Source organism: Microbacterium sp. UBA1097, from assembly GCF_002313585.1.
Lineage (GTDB): Bacteria > Actinomycetota > Actinomycetes > Actinomycetales > Microbacteriaceae > Microbacterium.
The window spans coordinates 48,182-65,006 of the sequence record NZ_DCBW01000008.1; the positions used below are offsets into that span (position 1 = coordinate 48,182).

A 16,825-nucleotide genomic window follows, 5' to 3' on the forward strand; every position below is an offset into this window, starting at 1 on the left:
TCTCACTTCAGCAGCGCTCCCGCGTCGATCGGGAGGGTGATGCCGGTGACATAGCGGGCCTCGTCGGAGGCCAGCCACAGCACGGCGTTGGAGATGTCGATCGGCTCCACCCAGGGGATCGGCAGCAGGTTGATGGTCGCCGCCGCCTCGGCGAACTCCTCCATCGTCGGGTTCTCGCGGTCGGGCCGGAACAGCTTGTGCGTGAACTCGTTCTGCACCATGTCGGTGTTGACCATGGTGGGGTTCACGGTGTTCACGCGGATGTTGTCCGGCGCGAGTTCTGTCGCCATCACCCGCATCAGGCCCACCACGCCGTGCTTGGCCGCCGTGTAATGCGCATTGTTCGCCAGGGGCGCAAGGCCCGCGAAGGAACTGGTGAAGATCATCGAGCCGCCGCCGGCCGCTCGCAGATGCGGCACGGCCGCCTTGGCGGCGTGCCACACGCCCATGAGGTTCACCTGCAGCATGTCGGTGAACTGCTCGTCGGTGAGCTGCTCCGCGGGAGCGAACGACTCGATGCCGGCGTTCGCGCTGACGATGTCGAGGTGCCCGAGCTGGGCGACTCCCGCGTCCAGCGACGACTTCACCGCGTCGTAGTCGCGGACGTCGGCGATGCTCGCCACGATCCGCCGGTCCAGCGCCTCGACCTGCCGGACGGTCTCGTCCAGGTCGGCGGGCGTGGCCATGGCGTAGGGCACGGTGCCGATCTGCGCCGCGAGGTCGATCGCGATGATGTCGGCGCCCTCCTGTGCCATCCGGATCGCGTGCGAGCGTCCTTGCCCGCGGGCCGCCCCCGTGATGAAGGCGACCTTTCCGTCCAGTCTTCCCATTGTCATCTCCTTCGATGTTGTGACGTCGTCGTCACTTCTTGTTGGTGAAGCCGGCATCCACCGGCAGGGTGACGCCCGTGACGTATCGGGCGGCGTCGGACACGAGCCACAGGATCGCGTTCGAGATGTCCACCGGCTCGACCATGTCGACCGGCATCGCGTTCGCCATCGCCGCACCCATGGAGGGGTCGGCCTGCATCACCGCCTGGATCGCGTCGTTGACGACCATGGGCGTGTTCACCCCTGTGGGGTGGACGGTGTTGACCCGGATGCTGTGGGGCGCGAGGTAGTTCGCGTAGCTGCGCATGAGGCCCACCACTCCGTGCTTGGCGGCGGTGTACCCCAGCCCGCCCGGCGTGTTCCCGCCGATGCCGTTGAGCCCGGCGGTGGAGCTGGTGAGCACGATCGCGCCGCCCTGCCCGCGGTCGACCATGGACGGGATCGCGATCTCGACCGTGTTGTAGACGCCGGTGAGGTTGACGTCGATCACGTCCTGCCATTCCTGTGCGTCCGGCGCGGCCGAGAGCGGGAAGATACCCGCGTTGGCGAGCACGATGTCCACGGGTCCCAGGGCCGCCACGCCCGCGTCGAACGCCGCCTGCAAGGCGGGCCGGTCGCGCACGTCGGCCTGGGACGCCTGGATGCGCCGGTCCAGCGCCTCGACCTGGCGCACGGTCTCCGCCAGATCATCCGGCGTCGACATGGGGTAGGGGACGGTGTCGATCTGCGCGCAGATGTCCACCGCGATGATGTCGGCGCCTTCCTGCGCCAGCCGGATGGCGTGCGAGCGTCCCTGCCCGCGTGCCGCTCCGGTGATGAAGGCGACTTTGCCTTCCAGCTGCCCAGCCATTTTCTTCCTCCTGTTGTCTCGGGACCCTTCGGTCCCGCGCACCCCGAACCTCCCGAACGGATCGGGAACGAGCGTCGCCGTCCTCGGGCGGGACGGTGCGGTCGGGTCGGGTGGTGTCGGAGTGCCTCCTGTGCCGGCTACCGGTTGGCGCCGGTCGTCTCGGGTGCGACCGAGAGCGCGGACGCGGTGAACCCGGCCAGCGGGTCCTCCGCGCAGGCGCTCACGGGCGGCGCGGCGATGTCACCGCGCCGGCTGAGCGTGAGGCGCACGGGCCCTGCGCCTGAGCGGGGGCGAGGCGGGGCGGTGAGGTGGGAATGGTCGGTGGCGTGGGAGGGGACCGCGTGGTCCTCCGGGCGACCAGCGAGCAGTTCGGCGCCGTACCCCTGCACGCACTCCGGGTCCGGGCCGTCCAGCGGTAGCCCGGTGAAGAACTTCGCCGCCATGCATCCGCCCTTGCAGGAGTCATAGAAGCTGCAGGACGCGCAGGCACCGCCGGTCTGCGGCTCCCGCAGGCGACCGAAGAGCTCGGACTCGCGCCACACGGTCGCGAATCCGCCGTCGGAGCGGACGTTCCCGGCCAGGAACTCATCGTGGATGGCGAAGGGACACGCGTACACGTCCCCGACGGGGTCGATGAGGCACACCACGCGGCCGGCGCCGCACAGGTTCAGACCGGGCAGGGGTGCGCCGTACGCGGAGAGGTGGAAGAAGGAGTCGCCGGTGAGCACCTGGTCGCCGTGGGCGACGAGCCAGTCGTACAGTTCGCGCTGCTGCTCGGCGGTGGGATGCAACTCGTCCCACACGTCCGCGCCGCGACCGGAGGGCCGCAGGCGCGTGAGCCGCAACTGCGCGCCGAACCGGTCCGCGATGACCTTGAACTCGTCCAGTTGGGGGATGTTCGTGCGGGTGCAGACCACCGACAGCTTGAAGTTCTGCATCCCGGCATCCGAGAGATTCTGCATCGCGGTCATCGCGGTCTCGTAGGAGCGCGGCCCGCGGATCGCGTCGTTGACGTCCGCCGTGGCGCCGTCGAGGGAGATCTGCACGTCGACGTAGTCGTTGGCGGCCAGTCGCCGCGCCACCTCCGGAGTCAGCTTCACGCCGTTGGTTGAGAACTTCACCCCCACGTGGTGGCTGGTGGCGTAGTCGACGATCTCCCAGAAGTCGGGTCGCACGGTGGGCTCGCCGCCGCCGATGTTGACGTAGAACACCTGCATCCGCTCGAGTTCGTCGATCACCGCCTTGCACTCCTCGGTGGACAGCTCCCGAGGGTCGCGGCGGCCGGAACTGGACAGGCAGTGCACGCACGACAGGTTGCAGGCGTAGGTCAACTCCCACGTCAGGCAGATCGGTGCGTCGAGCCCGCGTTCGAAGTGGTCGACCAGACGGGCGGGAGCGGGCGGGGTTAGCAGGGTCATGCGACTCTCTCCTGGATCATGTGCGACTGCGCGAGAGTGTCCAGGGCCCGAAGGTACCGCGGTCGCTCGGTGTCGGGAACGCCCGCGGCATCCAGGGCCCCCGTGACGTCGGGGCTGGAGTCCAGACACTCCACGATGCTCAGCAACGTGCGGTCCTTCAGGAACGACAGCTTCCGCGTTCCGAAGTGGTACAGCAGCGCGCCGAACGATTCCGGCCGCACCGAGACCTGGGGATGCAGCCGCCACGCGGTCTGCGCGTCCATGCGGATCAGTACACGCCGCACATGCCGTCGATGGACACCTCTTCGACCAGCGAATCGGCTTCGATCATCGACTCTGCGCCTGCGACGACCTCGTTCGGACCCATGGCATGCTCCTTCACAGCGACGTGGAAGCCCGGGTCGATCCCCGGGTGAGGCCGATACTAATGACACCGAGTGCCGAATGGAAGAGGATCGCACCGGGGCTGGTGATCGACGGAAGGCGAGGCGAGGTGGCCGAGGGGACCGTCACGGGCGACGGCGGAGCGGACGTCCGTGAGTCGCGCAGCCGTTCCGGGCGGGCGCGGGCGACCACGCATGGCGAGTTGAGCCATCTCGCGCTGCGGATGTTCGTCGAGCGGGGCTTCGAACGCACCACGGTCGACGAGATCGCTGCGGCTGCCGGGATCGGTCGGCGCACCCTGTTCCGGTACTTCCCGTCCAAGAACGACCTGGCGTGGGGTGAGTTCGACGACATGCTGGCGCGGTTCCGCGTCGTCCTGGCGTCCTTGCCGACGGACATCCCGGTGCGGGAGGCGCTGCGCCGCGCGGTCATCGCCTTCAACACGTTCCCGTCGGAGGAGGTGCCGTTCCACCGGCAGCGGATGTGGCTGCTCCTGAACGTGCCGACGCTCGTGGCGCACTCCACGCTGCGCTACGCCGCATGGCGCCAGGTGATCGCCGAGTACGTCGCCTCCCGATCGGGCGACGCGCCCGACGCGCTGCGCCCGCAGAGTGTCGCGTGGGCGTGCTTGGGCGTGTGCCTGGCCACCTACGAGCGATGGCTGCGGGAGGAGGACGCCGACCTGACCGCGCTTCTGGACGAGTCCTTCCGGCGCACCGGAGCGGTCTTCGGCGGTGACCGCGGGTGAGCCGCATCCTGGTGGTCGGGGGCGGAGCCGCCGGGGCCGTGCTCGCTGCCCGCGCCAGCGAGGATCCCGACCGGGAGGTGGTTCTCCTGGAGGCCGGTCGGGCCGACGGCCGGTTCGACGCCGACATCCTGGACGGATCCAGTGTGCGCGCCGCGACGCCGGGACACCCGGCGAACTGGAGCTCTGCCGACCACGCTTCGCGAGGTTGCCGACCTGTTCGAGCATTCCGACGTGGCCCGCGCGGCCTTCGTCGACGAGGTCGTCGCGCACTACCTCCACCAGGCGCGCACCGAGGTGGGGGCCTTCGACGCGGCGGTCACCGATTGGGAGCGGACCCGCGGCTTCGAACGGTTCTGCTGCCCGCCCCGTGGTGGGCATGACCACCCACCTGAGGCAGGCGCGCCAGGGCGTGTGTGACGTGCGGGCAACGTTCCTGCCGACGCTGACTTAGAGGTCGCGCCGGCCCTCCCGCGCGGCTCGTGAGGCCACCTCCCGAAGCGGCGTGGATTTTGGGGGAGGGCGGCAAGGTGCGCGTGCGTGACGAGATTTCCGCGCAGGTCGCCTTCGATGAGGAGATGTCCGAGGATGTCGCGATGACGCGCCCCGGGGCGGGGTCCATGCCCGATCCGTATCCAGCCAGTCCGAGACGCAGTTCCACGCCTCCGCTGGAGTCATCGGGTTCGCAGTGGCGCGGGGGTGAATGATGATCGGCTGGAACGCCGCCAATGATGCCCAGGGCAGTCCGACGCGTTCGACGCCGTTGAGGGCGGATTCGAGCCAGGTGAACGCCGCGCGGTGGAAGCGCCACTGCTCGTCGACAGCGCAGAGCAGGACGTTCGAATCGACGATCATGAGAAGCGGTCGGCGTCGTGGCCGTCCAGTAGCTCGAGGGCGTCCACCACTTCGGTGACATCGGTCGTCAGGCCGATGTTCGCGGTGGGTTGACGGAACCGCTTGGTCTCGGCGCCGCGAGCGAGTCCGGCGCGGTCAAGTTCGCTGGTCGCCTCGCCGAGCCCGACCTGCCGCTCTGGCAGAGGCGCTGTGTTGCGGCCGCGACTTCGGCGTCCAGACGGATCCTGGCCCTCATGACGTGATGCTAGCAGCAGTGATGCGATCGAGGACGCATCACTGATGCGCGCTCACTCGAGCTGGGTGCCCGGTGCGCTCCATAGGTGCGCGCGGTAGCGTGTCGTCCAACGGAGGTGGTTTGCATGATGTGGCCGGGCTACGGTATGGGACTCGGATTGGGCTGGCTGTGGGTGGTGCTCGTCCTCGTGGGGTTCGCGCTCCTGATCTACGTCGCCATCCGCGTCGGCACCCGCTCGCCGGACGCAACCGGTGCGCCGCCCACCCCCGCCGGCCCGCAATCGGGAACGCCGGCGGGCGGGGAGGCTGCGCGGCGCATCCTGGAGGAGAGGCTCGCTCGCGGTGAGATCGACGTTGACGAGTTCACGGAGCGGATGCGCGCTCTGAGCGACGGATGAGCGGCGACATCACCCGTCGGCAGGCGCTGACACTCGGAGCCATCGGTGCTGGCGTCCTCGTGATCGGAGCCACTGGAGCCGGACTATCCGCGCTGCAGTCCGAATCACCCGCGCTAGCGCCGAATCCGACCGGCACGGAGGGCGCCGGCGGGCAAGGCTGGAACGAGCCATCGGTGGTCGCCTCCTCCGCGGGGGCGCTCGAGCTTGACCTGACCGCCGCGCCCGCCGACATCGTCGTGGGCGGCGCGACGGCGACGATGCTGGCCTACAACGGCACGGTGCCCGGCCCCACCATCCACCTGCGTCCCGGCGATCGGTTCCGGGTGCGGCTGCGCAATGCGCTCGCCGACCCCACGAACCTCCACACCCACGGCCTGATGGTGTCGGCGGCGGGATCCGGTGACAACCCCTTCGTGCGCGTCGGGCCGGGCGAGTCCTTCGACTACGAGTTCGTCCTGCCCGCCGACCACCCGCCCGGTGTGTTCTGGTACCACCCGCACCACCACGGAATGGTCGCCGACCAGCTGTTCGCCGGACTGTACGGGGCGATCGTCGTCGACGACGAGGACTGGTCACGGATGCCGCCGCGAGTCGCGGTCGTCTCCGACGTGACCTTCGACGGCGGATCGGTTGCGCAGGTCTCGCCCATGGACCGGATGACGGGTCGCACCGGCGCCATGCTGCTGACGAACGGGCGCGTCGCCCCCGATCTGACCGGCCCGGCCGGATCCGAGCAGCGGGTGCTGATCGTCAACGCCTGCTCCAGCCGGTACCTGGACCTGAGGCTGTCGGGCCTCGGCGCCAGACTGCGCGGCATCGACTCCGGTCGCCGCCCCGAGGCGCCGGTCGATCGCCTCCTGCTCACCCCGGGCAACCGTGCCGACTTGGTGCTCACCACTCCCGCCGCGCCCGTCGCGATGGTGGCCGCGGCCTACGACCGGGGCCGGGCCGGCATGGGCATGATGGGCGGCGCCTCCGCCATCTCACCCGAGGCGGTGGTGCTCACGGTCGCACCCGATCCCCGGGCCCGCGTCGCCGCTATCGCTCCGACCGCGTCCGACGGCATCCCGGATCTGCGCGGCCGGGAGGTCGCGGGGCGGCGCACCCTCACCATGAGCATGGGCATGGGGGGCGGTGCCGGGATGCGGTTCCTCATCGACGGGCGCGGGTTCGATCCAGAACGAGTGGACCAGTCCGTCCGCCTCGGCGCTGTCGAGGAGTGGACGATCGTGAACACTTCGCCGATGGCGCATCCGTTCCATCTGCATGTGTGGCCCATGCAGGTCATCCGGGACGGCCGCGGCGAGGTGTCTGGGATCGACGTGCGGGACGTCGTGGACGTTCCGGCGGGCGGTGCCGTCACGGTGCGGATCGCGTTCGACCGGCTGCCGGCACGCACCGTCTACCACTGCCACATCCTCGATCACGAGGACCTGGGCATGATGGGAGTGGTCGAGGTCGCGTGACGAGCGGGCGCTGTGTGCCGGAGCACCCGCTGCGCCCCCGGGCAGTGCGCGTCTCATCCCATCCGAGCACGTCCGCGACGACGGCCGCCGCCTCGCGAGCGATCCTCTCACCGGCCCGGAAACCGACAGCGTTCGCCGCCGCAGCAGATCGTGCAGGTGCACAACATGCTCCGTCGCGGCCAGATGACGCAGCTCGCCCGTGTACGCCGGACCACTTGTTGATCCGGTTCCCGTAGCGGACGGGCCTGGGCTCACGCGCCGGCAGGCCGGCGGCCTGGTCGAGGTGGTGCCGCATCGGCATCCTGCAGCGAGCCGGCACGCGTCCGACCGTTGACGACCTTCAGTCATCGTCCCGGAGGTCTTTGCCTAACTCAGTGATGTGGACCAGCAGCCCATTGCCATCGGCGGCGAGCCGGAATAGCGTGGGGGTGTCCCGTCCGCCAGGGCGGGGTCGCGCGCGGCCAGGTGCCCGAGACGGACCGCGTGCGCGGCACGAAGCGACGTATCGAGGGAGATATGCGATGAAGACCAAGGCAGCCGTCAACTGGGGCGTCGGTCAGGATTGGAAGATCGAAGAGCTCGAGCTGGACGACCCGAAGCACGGCGAGGTGCTCGTCAAGCTCGCCGCATCCGGCTTGTGCCACTCGGACGAGCACATCGTCACCGGCGACATGCCGGTGCCCGCCTATCCGTACATCGGCGGACACGAGGGCGCGGGAGTGGTCGAGAAGGTCGGGCCGGGCGTGGAGAGCCTGAAGGTCGGCGACCACGTGGTGCTGAGCTTCATCCCCGCCTGCGGTCGGTGCAAGATGTGCTCCACCGGGCACCAGAACCTCTGCGACCTCGGCGCCGGCCTCCTGGATGGTCTGCAGATCACCGACAACACCGCCCGCCACCACGTGAACGGGGAAGACGCACGGATCGTGTGCATGGTCGGCACGTTCGCCCCGTACACGGTTGTGAACGAGGCCTCGGCCGTGAAGATCGACGACGACATCCCGCTGGAGGTTGCCGCCCTGGTCGGGTGCGGGGTGACCACCGGATGGGGGTCGGCGGTCAACAGCGCCGAGGTACAGCCCGGCGACACCGTCGTCGTCGTCGGCGTCGGCGGGATCGGCTCCAACGCGGTGCAAGGGGCCCGGATCGCGGGCGCGAAGTACATCGTCGCCGTGGACCCGGTCGAGTTCAAGCGGGAGAACGCGCAGTCCCTGGGCGCCACCCACACCGCCGCCAGCATCGAGGAGGCGATGCCTCTCGTGCAGCAGATCACCCGCGGCGTCATGGCCGACAAGGTCATCTACACCGCCGGGGTGGTAGAGGGCGCACTCATGGCGGGGATCATGGCGCTGACCACCAAGAACGGCATCGCGGTGGTCACCGGCCTCGGCCGCGCCGCCGACATGTCGGTGAACATGTCCCTGTTCGATCTGACCCTCTCGCAGAAGCGGGTGCAGGGGTCCCTGTTCGGCGCCGCGAACCCGCGCGCCGACATCCCCCGTCTGCTGAGTCTGTACCAGAACGGCCAGCTGAAGCTGAACGAACTCGTCACGCGCACGTACAGCCTGGAGGATATCAACCAGGGGTACCAGGACATGCGCGACGGCAAGAACATCCGCGGTGTGATCGTCTACAACTGACGTGACCTCGACCGACGCGATCGCCGCAGCTCCGGTCTCCGGGGTCGCGGCGATCCTCGGACGGGCAACGTTGGCCGCCTTCGATGAGGCGGTCGTCGGCCGACGATCCGAGACCGAGGTGCTGCTGGCGGCGCTCGCCGCGGGCCGACACGTGATGCTCGAGGGTCCGCCCGGCACCGGCAAATCCACCCTGCTGCGCACCCTCGCCGACGCCGCCGGAGTCGGGCTGGTGTTCGTGGAGGGAAGCGCGGAACTGACTCCCGGACGCCTGGTCGGAAGCCACGACCCCAGCAGGGTGCTCGCCGAAGGGTATCGGGACGAGAACTTCCTCGACGGCCCGCTCGTCCAGGCGTTGCGGGGCGGGGAACTCCTCTACCTCGAGGAGCTGAACCGGGTGCCGGAGGAGACCATCAACGTGCTCATCACCGTGATGAGCGAGGGCGAACTGCACGTTCCGCGGCTGGGTCTGGTCCGCGCCGCGCCCGGGTTCGCGCTGGTGGCCGCGATGAACCCGTTCGACGCGGTCGGCACCGCGCGGATCTCGGCGGCGGTGTACGACCGGACCTGCCGCATCCGGATGGATTATCAGAGCGCTCCCGACGAAGAGCTCGTGGTGGCGCGCGCGGTGTGCTCCGCGCCCGGCGGCGGCCGCGTGCTCGACATCCCCGGGTTGGACCGGGTGGTCGCGCTCGTGCGCGCGACCCGGGACCATCCGGAGATCCGCATCGGCTCGTCCGTGCGAGGCGCGATCGACATGGTGCTCGTCGCGGACCGGCTCGCGCGCCTGCGCGACGTTCCAACGTCCGACCCCGGCGTGGGCCTGGACGCTGCGCTCGCCGCTCTCACCGGCCGTATCCGGGTGCACGAGGGCGGCGAGCGCAGCGCCGAGGAGATCATCACCGAGCTCTGGCACCTCGTCTACGATCCGCCGGCCACCACCGACCCCCCGGAGGAGCCGGGAAAAGCGGTCGGGGCGACCGGGCGCGACCGTCCGGCGCCCCCCGAGCCCCACTGAACCCCGGCGCCCGGCAGCAGCCGGGTTCGGCGGACGTCCCTCCCACGACGACGGGACGCCATCTGCTTCAGTCGTTGCCCGGCTTCCAGGAGGTGTCCCCGCAGGTGGGGGTGCTGGACGAGCAGGCCCTGAACGATCTGGAGCGCCGGGATCCGGATGCCGCCCTCACCCTCCTGGCCGAGATGAGCGGGGCGACCGACGAACGGCTGCGCCGGCGGGCGAGGGCGATCGCTGGCCGCATCATGCTCCGCGCCGCCTCACGGCGCGGGGTTCCTCGGCCGGGGGTCGGCCGGATCGGTTCCATGCGGTGGCAGCCGGGGGTGGACATCGACGTCGACGAGAGCATGGACGCGCTGCTGCCGGCGGCTATCGCCGGCCGCGCGCTCGATGCCGAGGATCTGCGCGGACCGGGCTGGATCCGGCCTGCGACGGCGGTCGCCCTCGTCATCGACCGTTCGGGTTCGATGGGCGGCGAACGCATGGCGACGGCAGCCGTCGCCGCCGCCGCCGTCGCCCTGCGCGCCGCGGACGACTACAGCGTCATCGCCTTCGGATCGGGTGTTCGCACACTGAAGGCGCAACGGCAGCCGATGGGCGCCGAGAGGGTCGTTGCGGACCTGCTCGCGTTGCGCGGGCACGGTCGTACCGATCTGGCGGCGGCGCTTCGCGCGGCCGTGACGCAGCTGAACGAGTCGGCGGCACCACGGCGGATCACGCTTCTGCTCTCCGACGGCCGAGCCACGGCCGGCGACGACCCGGTCGCGGCGGCTCGTGCCGTGGACGAACTGCTCGTTCTCGCACCGGTCGGCGGTGACGAGACCGGTGCGCAGGCCAGTTCGCTCGCGCGGACGGTCGGGGCGCGCTACGCCGAGGTTACCGGCCCGCACTCCATCCCTGCGGCGATCGCCGCAATCTGGCCCTGACCGTCGGAGACCAGACGAATGGCCGATGCTTGTCGAAGCGGCTCGCGCACAGCGCGTCCCAGATAATGCCGGAAGTGCCGGAGCGGCGCACGCCTGACTGTGTCCGGTACGGGACGACGAGCCTGTTCGCGGCGATGAACGTGCAGGACGAAACAGTGAAGCACCCCACGGTGAAGCCTGGGTGGAAAAGCACCCCCGGTTCCACACGCACTTCACGCCGACATACTCATCCTGGTCCAACCAGATCCAGCGGCTCTTCGCCGAACTCACCCGCGATCTGCTGCAACACTCGGACCACCGCAGCGTGCAATCGCTTGAGAAAGACCTCGGGGAATGGGTCACAGCGTGGAACGAGAACCCGAAGCCATTCATCTCGACCAAGACCGCCGAAGACATCCTCAACGCCCTCGCCAAATACCTGAAACGAATCAACGGAGGGTTCCGGGACCGTTGTAACGACGGTTCTTGTGGCTCCGACGGGCGTCGATCCCGTGACCTCACGATTTTCAGTCGTGCGCTCTACCAACTGAGCTACAGAGCCGCACGGCAGCCGAAGTTGCCGTGTCCTATACGAAGAGCCCTTCCGAAAAAGGGCCCGTCGCTTTCGGAGCGACCCTGACGGGACTTGAACCCGCGACCTCCGCCGTGACAGGGCGGCACGCTAACCAACTGCGCTACAGGGCCATGCTTATTCAATTGTAGGGTGACCCCAACGGGATTCGAACCCGTGCTACCGCCGTGAAAGGGCGGCGTCCTAGGCCGCTAAACGATGGGGCCGGATGAACTCCAGCATCCTTCGAAAAGGACTCCGGGGGCTCACGCTTACCGACGGTCAAGCATACGCAATACCTGAGAGATCCGCCAATCGACGGTGCGACACACGGATGCCGACCTGCAGCCTCCCGCGCGGGTCTGCCCCCGGCGCGACCGCGGCGGCGGTAGCGTCGGGCCCGTGCCGGTGCCACCCCCGCAAAGATTTCGCCACTCGCCCGCGTGGTTTCTCGGTCGCGTCGCACGCCGCATCCGTCTGTTCGCGAAGCCGCGTGTGGATGTCGCCACGGCCGAACCCGACTGGATTCTCGAGCGCGACGTCCCGGTCACGATGCGCGATGGAACCGTGCTGCGCGTCAATGTGTTCCGGCCGCGCGGCGATGAGCCGGTGCCGGTCATTATGTCGGCGCATCCGTACGGGAAGGACGCCGTGCCTGGGCGCTCGCGCAGCGGCCGCGCGCTGAATCCGCAGTACCGGATCATGCCGCAGCCCGACCGGGTCGGGATCTCGGCGTGGACCGGGTGGGAGGCGCCGGACCCCGCCTTCTGGGTGCCGCGCGGCTACGCCGTCGTGAACGCGGATGCTCGGGGCGGCGGCACCTCCGAGGGACAGGCGCATCTGTTCGAGGCGCAGGAGGCAGACGACTACGAAGACCTCATCGCGTGGGCAGGAACGCAACCCTGGTCCACCGGCAAGGTCGGGCTCGACGGCGTCTCCTACCTCGCACTCTCGCAGTACGCGGTCGCGGCCCGGGCGCCCGAGCAGCTTGCTGCGATCTGCCCGTGGGAGGGCTTCAGCGACCTCTACCGCGACTTCGCGTGGCCCGGCGGCATCCGTGAGAACGGGTTCGCGGTGCTGTGGTCGACCCTCACCGCCCGCGCGGCTCGGGTCGCACCGCCGCCGCTGCGCCGGGAGCTCGCACGGCACACCACGCGCGACCAGTGGTACCGCGACCGCACCCCCGACATCGACCGCATCGGCGTTCCCGTGCTCGTGTGTGGCAGCTTCTCGGACCACAACCTCCACACTCGCGGCTCCTTCGAAGTCTTCCGACGGGCGGGTCAGGCGCGTCCCGAGCGCCCCCGCCGCTGGCTCTACACCCATCGCGGCGGCAAGTGGGCCACGTACTACAGCACGGATGCCGCCAGCATCCGTGCCCGCTTCTTCGATCACACCCTCCGCGACCTCGACAACGGCTGGGACGCACTTCCCCCGGTGCGCCTGGCCGTGTACGAAAGCGGACCGACCCCGGTCGCCGTCACCGCGGAGTCCGAGTGGCCGCCCGCAGACCTGCGCATGCGCCGCCTGTTCCTCGACGGCATGGACGGTTGCCTTGGCGACGGCCCCTCACGCGTGACGGTGCAGACCGGCTTCGCGATGAACGGCCCGGGCCTCGAATGGACGTGGCGCATCCCCGAAGCCCTCGACGTCATCGGCCCCATGTCGCTGCGCCTGCACGTTTCAGCGCGGGCGGCCGACGATCTCACACTGTTCGTCGGCGTCCGCAAGATAGCGGAGGGTGCTGTCGTGCCGTTCGAAGGGTCGTACGGTTTCGATCGCGCCTGGATGTCGTATGGCTGGCAGCGTGTGGGGTTCCGCGATCTCGACCCGGACCTCACGACCGACCTGCATCCCGTCCACACCTTCGAGCGTCGAGTGCCGATTCGCCCGGGCGAGGTCATCCCGGTCGATATCGAGCTGCGCGAGCACGCCACGCGGTTCCGCGCGGGCGAGGAGCTGAGACTCGTCGTCCGCGGCCGTTGGGTGCACAGCCGCAACCCCGTCACGGGGAGCTTCCCCGCCGGGTACGTGCGCCGTCGGGGCGGTACGGCGATCATCCACACCGGTCCGGAGCATCCGTCATCCCTGCTGCTCGGGCATCGACACCCGACTGGGTCGCCCGGCGAGCCATGGCTCGAGAAGGCGCCGTGACCGGATGCCGAACGCGACTTCGGCTGCGAAACCTGTTGTTTGTGTGACTGATGTTGTTAGTGTGAATACGTTCTGTGTGACAGGAGGAACTGGTGGAGCTCGAATCGAGCGCTGAGGAGTGCGGCTGCGCGCCTACGCCCCGGGAGCTTCGCGCGCTCTCGCGCCGCTCCGCCCTGGGGATCGGCGTTGCCGGCGGACTCCTCCTGTTCGGTGGCGCCTCGGCCTTCAGCCTCGCTCCCGCCTTCGCTGAGTCATATCCCAGCTGGGACGACGTCCAGAACGCGAAGGCGAACGAAGCCGCCAAGTCGCGTGAGGTCACCCGCATCGAGGGGCTGATTCAAAGCCTCACGGCCGAGGTCGAGCGTACGCAGGCCGAAGCGCAGCGGCTCTCGGACGAGTTCTATGTCGCGCAGCAGGCGTACTTCGACGCCGCCAAGCGCGCCGATGACCTGCAGGCGCAGGCTGATGAGCAGGCCGCAGCAGCGGATGAAGCCGCACAGAAGGCTGGGCGCGTCGCCGCGCAGCTCTACCGCGACGGCGGCGACGACACCGCGATGCAGTTGTTCTTCTCGGGATCCGCGGTCGGGGCAGACGAACTGCTCGCGCGCCTGGGAACGATGGACAAGCTCCTCGAGCGCAACCAGACGGTGTACGAAGACGCCGTCACGGCCCGGGATGCCGCGCAGAGCTACAGCGATCAGGCAGTGCAGGCGCGCAATGAGCGCGACAAGCTGCAGCAAGAGGCCGAGCAGAAGATGATCGCGGCCCAAGAGGCTGCCGCGGCAGCGCAGGTCGCCCTCGACAACCAGACGACCCACCTCGGCAACCTGCAAGCCCAGCTGGCGGCGCTCAAGGATGAGACCGCGAAGACCGTCGCCGGTTACCAGGCCGGTGTGGAAGCAGAACGTAAGGCTCGCGAAGAGCGGGAGCGCAAGGCCCGCGAAGAGGCCGAACGAATCGCTCGCGAGCAGGCTGCCAACGGCGGCGGCAACGGTGGTGCTGTCACCGGCGGCGGATGGGCCCGCCCGTCATCCGGGTACGTGTCCTCGGGCTATGGACGTCGCTCGAGCGTGTGCAACGCGAACTATTGCTCCTCGAGCTTCCACTATGGCTACGACTTCGCTCCCGGATGCGGCGCAGCGATCTACGCCGCTGGCGCCGGTCGCGTGGTCTACGTCGGACGAAACGGCGGCTACGGCAACTACATCAAGATCGACCACGGCGGCGGCATCGGCACCGGCTACGCGCACATCGTCGACGGCGGCTTCTGGGTGGGGTACGGCCAGTGGGTCGGCGCCGGCCAGGCGATCGCTGCCACCGGAAACACCGGAAACTCCTTCGGCTGCAATCTGCACTTCGAGACCTACGTGAACGGCGCAGCCGTCAACCCGTCCGGTTTCATGGCAGCCCGCGGCGTCTACTTCTAGGCCGGCCCGCCACCCGAGAAACACGAAGCCGCGGCATCCGTGACGGATACCGCGGCTCGCGTGATGAGCTCAGAGCGTGTTGGGGGCTTCGCCCTCACCCTGCGTGCGGGTCTCGCCCTCGTGGGCGTCGAAGCGCTCGGCGGCCTCGGTGATCAGGCGCTCGGCCTCGGCGGCATCCGCCCAGTCGTCGACCTTGACCCACTTGCCGGGCTCCAGGTCCTTGTAGTGCTCGAAGAAGTGCGCGATCTCTTTCTTCGTGTAGTCGGGGATGTCGGCGACATCCTGGATGTGGTCCCACCGCGGGTCTTTCGCGAGGACAGCCACGACCTTGTCGTCGCCGCCTGCCTCATCGCTCATCTTCAGCACGCCGACCGGGCGGACCTTGGCGAGGATGCCGGGGTAGAGGTCGCGGTCGAGCAGGATCAGGACGTCGAGCGGGTCGCCGTCCTCGCCGAGGGTGTTCTCGAAGAAGCCGTAGTTCGCGGGGTAACCGAAGACGGTATAGAGGATGCGGTCGAGGAAGACGCGGCCGGTGCCGTGGTCGACCTCGTACTTCACGCGGCTGCCACGCGGGATCTCGATGACGGCGTCGTACGCGCCCATGCTCTGTGCTCCTTTGTCGATGACGGATGCCGCCGACCAGCCTAGTGCGCCGGGTTCGTCCGCCCGAGCCCGTGCCTGCGGCGTCGGTAACTCCTCTAATCCGGCACGGCTTGCGCCCGATCGGGCCGTTGGGTCGGGGCGGCGGCGCGGATGTGAGGAGTTAGCCACAGCCGGCGGGCGGCGGAGGCAAGGCCGCCGACTCGTACACCGGACCGCCGATCCGCGCCGTCTGCGACCGTAACTCCTGCAATATTGGCCGTTCCGCATGTTGGCGAGGTGGATGGCAGGGGAACTGCAGGAGTTAGCGACGGCGGATGGCCGGTAGCGTGGCGGCGTGGACGTTCGACCGGGCCTGGATTCGGCCGTCGCAGAGGTGCGGCGGGCGGTGCGAGCTGCCCTCCAGGCTCTTCCCGAGGGCGCAACGGTCATCGTGGCGCTGTCGGGCGGGGCGGATTCCCTGGCCCTCGCGGCGGCAACGGCTTTCGAAGCACCGAAGCGCGGGATCAGGGGCGTCGCCGTCACCGTCGACCACGGTCTGCAGGACGGGTCGGCCGAGATCGCTGCGACCGCCGCGGCCACGGCAGAGAGCCTCGGCCTGTCCGCCCGGGTCGTCAGGGCTGTCGTGCGCGCGGGCGGCGGACCCGAGGCCGCAGCACGGGACGCGCGATACGAAGCGCTCGATGCCCTCGCCCGGGAGGTCGGCGCGGCGGCCATTCTGGTCGGCCACACCCTCGACGATCAGGCAGAGACGGTGCTACTCGGGCTTGCCCGCGGTTCCGGCGCAACAAGCCTGCAAGGAATGGCTCCGGTGGCCGAGCGCGAGGACGGATGCCGCATCCTGCGCCCCCTGCTCGAGATTCGGCGCGCCACGACACATGCTGCGTGCGCCGCGCAAGGCCTGGACCCGTGGCTCGACCCCCACAATGCCGACCCACGGTACACCCGGGTTCGGGTTCGTGAAACGGTGCTGCCGACCCTCGAACGCGAGCTCGGCCCGGGGGTGGCCGAAGCGCTCGCGCGCACGGCGGCGCAGTTGCGCGAGGACGCGGAGGCCTTTGCGGAGATGATCGACGAGATCATCGAAGATGTCGTCGAGCACGCCGAAGCAGGCATCTCGCTCTCGGTCGGGGCGCTCGCTGCCAATCCGGCGGCTTTGCGGCATCGCCTCATCCGCCATGTCGTTGCCGCTGAGTTCGGGCAGAGTCTCACGCGCTCGCAGACCCTCGATGTCGCCCGCCTGGTGACCGACTGGCGCGGGCAGGGCCCGATCGATCTGCCCGGATGCCGCGCAGCCCGGGTCAACGGCCGGATCGAGTTCACCGCGCGCTAGTGGTCG

15 protein-coding genes, 3 tRNA genes and 2 pseudogenes are annotated in these 16,825 nt (G+C 69.4%); 11 read left to right on the forward strand and 9 right to left on the reverse strand.

Annotated elements, in window-relative coordinates; all coding sequences use genetic code 11:
• Positions 1 to 2: 2 nt before the first annotated feature.
• From B4F19_RS01585 to mftA, 5 genes are all read right to left on the reverse strand, one after another.
• Positions 3 to 830 (reverse strand): mycofactocin-coupled SDR family oxidoreductase, encoded by an 828-nt coding sequence (locus B4F19_RS01585; protein WP_292728135.1) that lies wholly within the window; start codon positions 828 to 830, stop codon positions 3 to 5.
• Between the two features lie 31 nt (positions 831 to 861).
• Positions 862 to 1,722 carry a mycofactocin-coupled SDR family oxidoreductase gene (locus B4F19_RS01590; RefSeq protein WP_292732439.1) on the reverse strand — a complete coding sequence of 287 codons (861 nt, stop codon included), beginning with the start codon at positions 1,720 to 1,722 and terminating at the stop codon, positions 862 to 864.
• A gap of 95 nt (positions 1,723 to 1,817) precedes the next feature.
• Positions 1,818 to 3,098, reverse strand: coding sequence for a mycofactocin radical SAM maturase (gene mftC, locus B4F19_RS01595; protein WP_292728139.1), 1,281 nt, complete (start codon positions 3,096 to 3,098; stop codon positions 1,818 to 1,820).
• A complete protein-coding gene (gene mftB, locus B4F19_RS01600) occupies positions 3,095 to 3,361 on the reverse strand; it encodes a mycofactocin biosynthesis chaperone MftB (protein WP_292728141.1) in 267 nt (88 codons plus the stop codon). Before mftB ends, mftC begins: the two co-directional genes overlap by 4 nt.
• 5 nt (positions 3,362 to 3,366) lie before the next feature.
• A complete protein-coding gene (gene mftA, locus B4F19_RS01605; RefSeq protein ID WP_292728143.1) occupies positions 3,367 to 3,465 on the reverse strand; it encodes a mycofactocin precursor MftA in 99 nt (32 codons plus the stop codon).
• Positions 3,466 to 3,591: 126 nt separating this feature from the next.
• Here mftA and mftR point away from each other — a divergent pair, with 126 nt between their 5' ends.
• From mftR to B4F19_RS01650, 8 genes and pseudogenes are all read left to right on the forward strand, one after another.
• Positions 3,592 to 4,230: a mycofactocin system transcriptional regulator gene (gene mftR / locus B4F19_RS01610; protein ID WP_292728145.1), complete on the forward strand. Its 639-nt coding sequence runs from the start codon at positions 3,592 to 3,594 to the stop codon at positions 4,228 to 4,230.
• Between the two features lie 11 nt (positions 4,231 to 4,241).
• Positions 4,242 to 4,319, forward strand: a pseudogene (locus B4F19_RS15775) (hypothetical protein); the annotation flags it as partial.
• Between the two features lie 91 nt (positions 4,320 to 4,410).
• Positions 4,411 to 4,581 (forward strand): annotated as a pseudogene (locus B4F19_RS15835) (glutamine synthetase); the annotation flags it as partial.
• Positions 4,582 to 5,441: 860 nt separating this feature from the next.
• A complete protein-coding gene (locus tag B4F19_RS01625) occupies positions 5,442 to 5,714 on the forward strand; it encodes an SHOCT domain-containing protein (RefSeq protein ID WP_292728147.1) in 273 nt (90 codons plus the stop codon).
• Entirely contained in the window at positions 5,711 to 7,180 is a 1,470-nt protein-coding gene (locus B4F19_RS01630; RefSeq protein ID WP_292728149.1) for a multicopper oxidase family protein, read from the forward strand. The genes B4F19_RS01625 and B4F19_RS01630 overlap by 4 nt, the downstream gene beginning before the upstream one ends.
• A gap of 521 nt (positions 7,181 to 7,701) precedes the next feature.
• Positions 7,702 to 8,817: an NDMA-dependent alcohol dehydrogenase gene (locus B4F19_RS01640; protein ID WP_292728151.1), complete on the forward strand. Its 1,116-nt coding sequence runs from the start codon at positions 7,702 to 7,704 to the stop codon at positions 8,815 to 8,817.
• Between the two features lies 1 nt (position 8,818).
• The gene (locus B4F19_RS01645; RefSeq protein ID WP_292728153.1) at positions 8,819 to 9,832 is read left to right on the forward strand and encodes an AAA family ATPase; all 1,014 of its coding nucleotides are present in this window, start codon (positions 8,819 to 8,821) and stop codon (positions 9,830 to 9,832) included.
• 74 nt (positions 9,833 to 9,906) lie between these two features.
• Positions 9,907 to 10,755 (forward strand): vWA domain-containing protein, encoded by an 849-nt coding sequence (locus tag B4F19_RS01650; protein WP_292728155.1) that lies wholly within the window; start codon positions 9,907 to 9,909, stop codon positions 10,753 to 10,755.
• 468 nt (positions 10,756 to 11,223) lie between these two features.
• Here the strand turns inward: B4F19_RS01650 and B4F19_RS01660 are convergent.
• From B4F19_RS01660 to B4F19_RS01670, 3 genes are all read right to left on the reverse strand, one after another.
• A tRNA-Phe gene (locus B4F19_RS01660) sits at positions 11,224 to 11,296 on the reverse strand.
• Positions 11,297 to 11,365: 69 nt separating this feature from the next.
• Positions 11,366 to 11,439, reverse strand: a tRNA-Asp gene (locus B4F19_RS01665).
• Between the two features lie 20 nt (positions 11,440 to 11,459).
• Positions 11,460 to 11,532 (reverse strand) — tRNA-Glu (locus B4F19_RS01670).
• Positions 11,533 to 11,707: 175 nt separating this feature from the next.
• On the opposite strand from B4F19_RS01670, the gene B4F19_RS01675 reads away from it, so the two are divergent.
• A complete protein-coding gene (locus tag B4F19_RS01675; protein ID WP_292732441.1) occupies positions 11,708 to 13,459 on the forward strand; it encodes a CocE/NonD family hydrolase in 1,752 nt (583 codons plus the stop codon).
• Between the two features lie 92 nt (positions 13,460 to 13,551).
• Positions 13,552 to 14,886, forward strand: a complete 1,335-nt coding sequence (locus B4F19_RS01680; protein ID WP_374197996.1) for a peptidoglycan DD-metalloendopeptidase family protein — start codon at positions 13,552 to 13,554, stop codon at positions 14,884 to 14,886.
• Positions 14,887 to 14,955: 69 nt separating this feature from the next.
• Here the strand turns inward: B4F19_RS01680 and ppa are convergent, their stop codons facing one another.
• Positions 14,956 to 15,489 (reverse strand): inorganic diphosphatase, encoded by a 534-nt coding sequence (gene ppa / locus B4F19_RS01685; RefSeq protein WP_228177485.1) that lies wholly within the window; start codon positions 15,487 to 15,489, stop codon positions 14,956 to 14,958.
• A gap of 334 nt (positions 15,490 to 15,823) precedes the next feature.
• Here ppa and tilS point away from each other — a divergent pair, with 334 nt between their 5' ends.
• Complete coding sequence (gene tilS, locus B4F19_RS01690; protein ID WP_292732443.1) at positions 15,824 to 16,819, forward strand: tRNA lysidine(34) synthetase TilS; 996 nt, start codon at positions 15,824 to 15,826, stop codon at positions 16,817 to 16,819.
• Positions 16,820 to 16,825 lie beyond the last annotated feature (6 nt).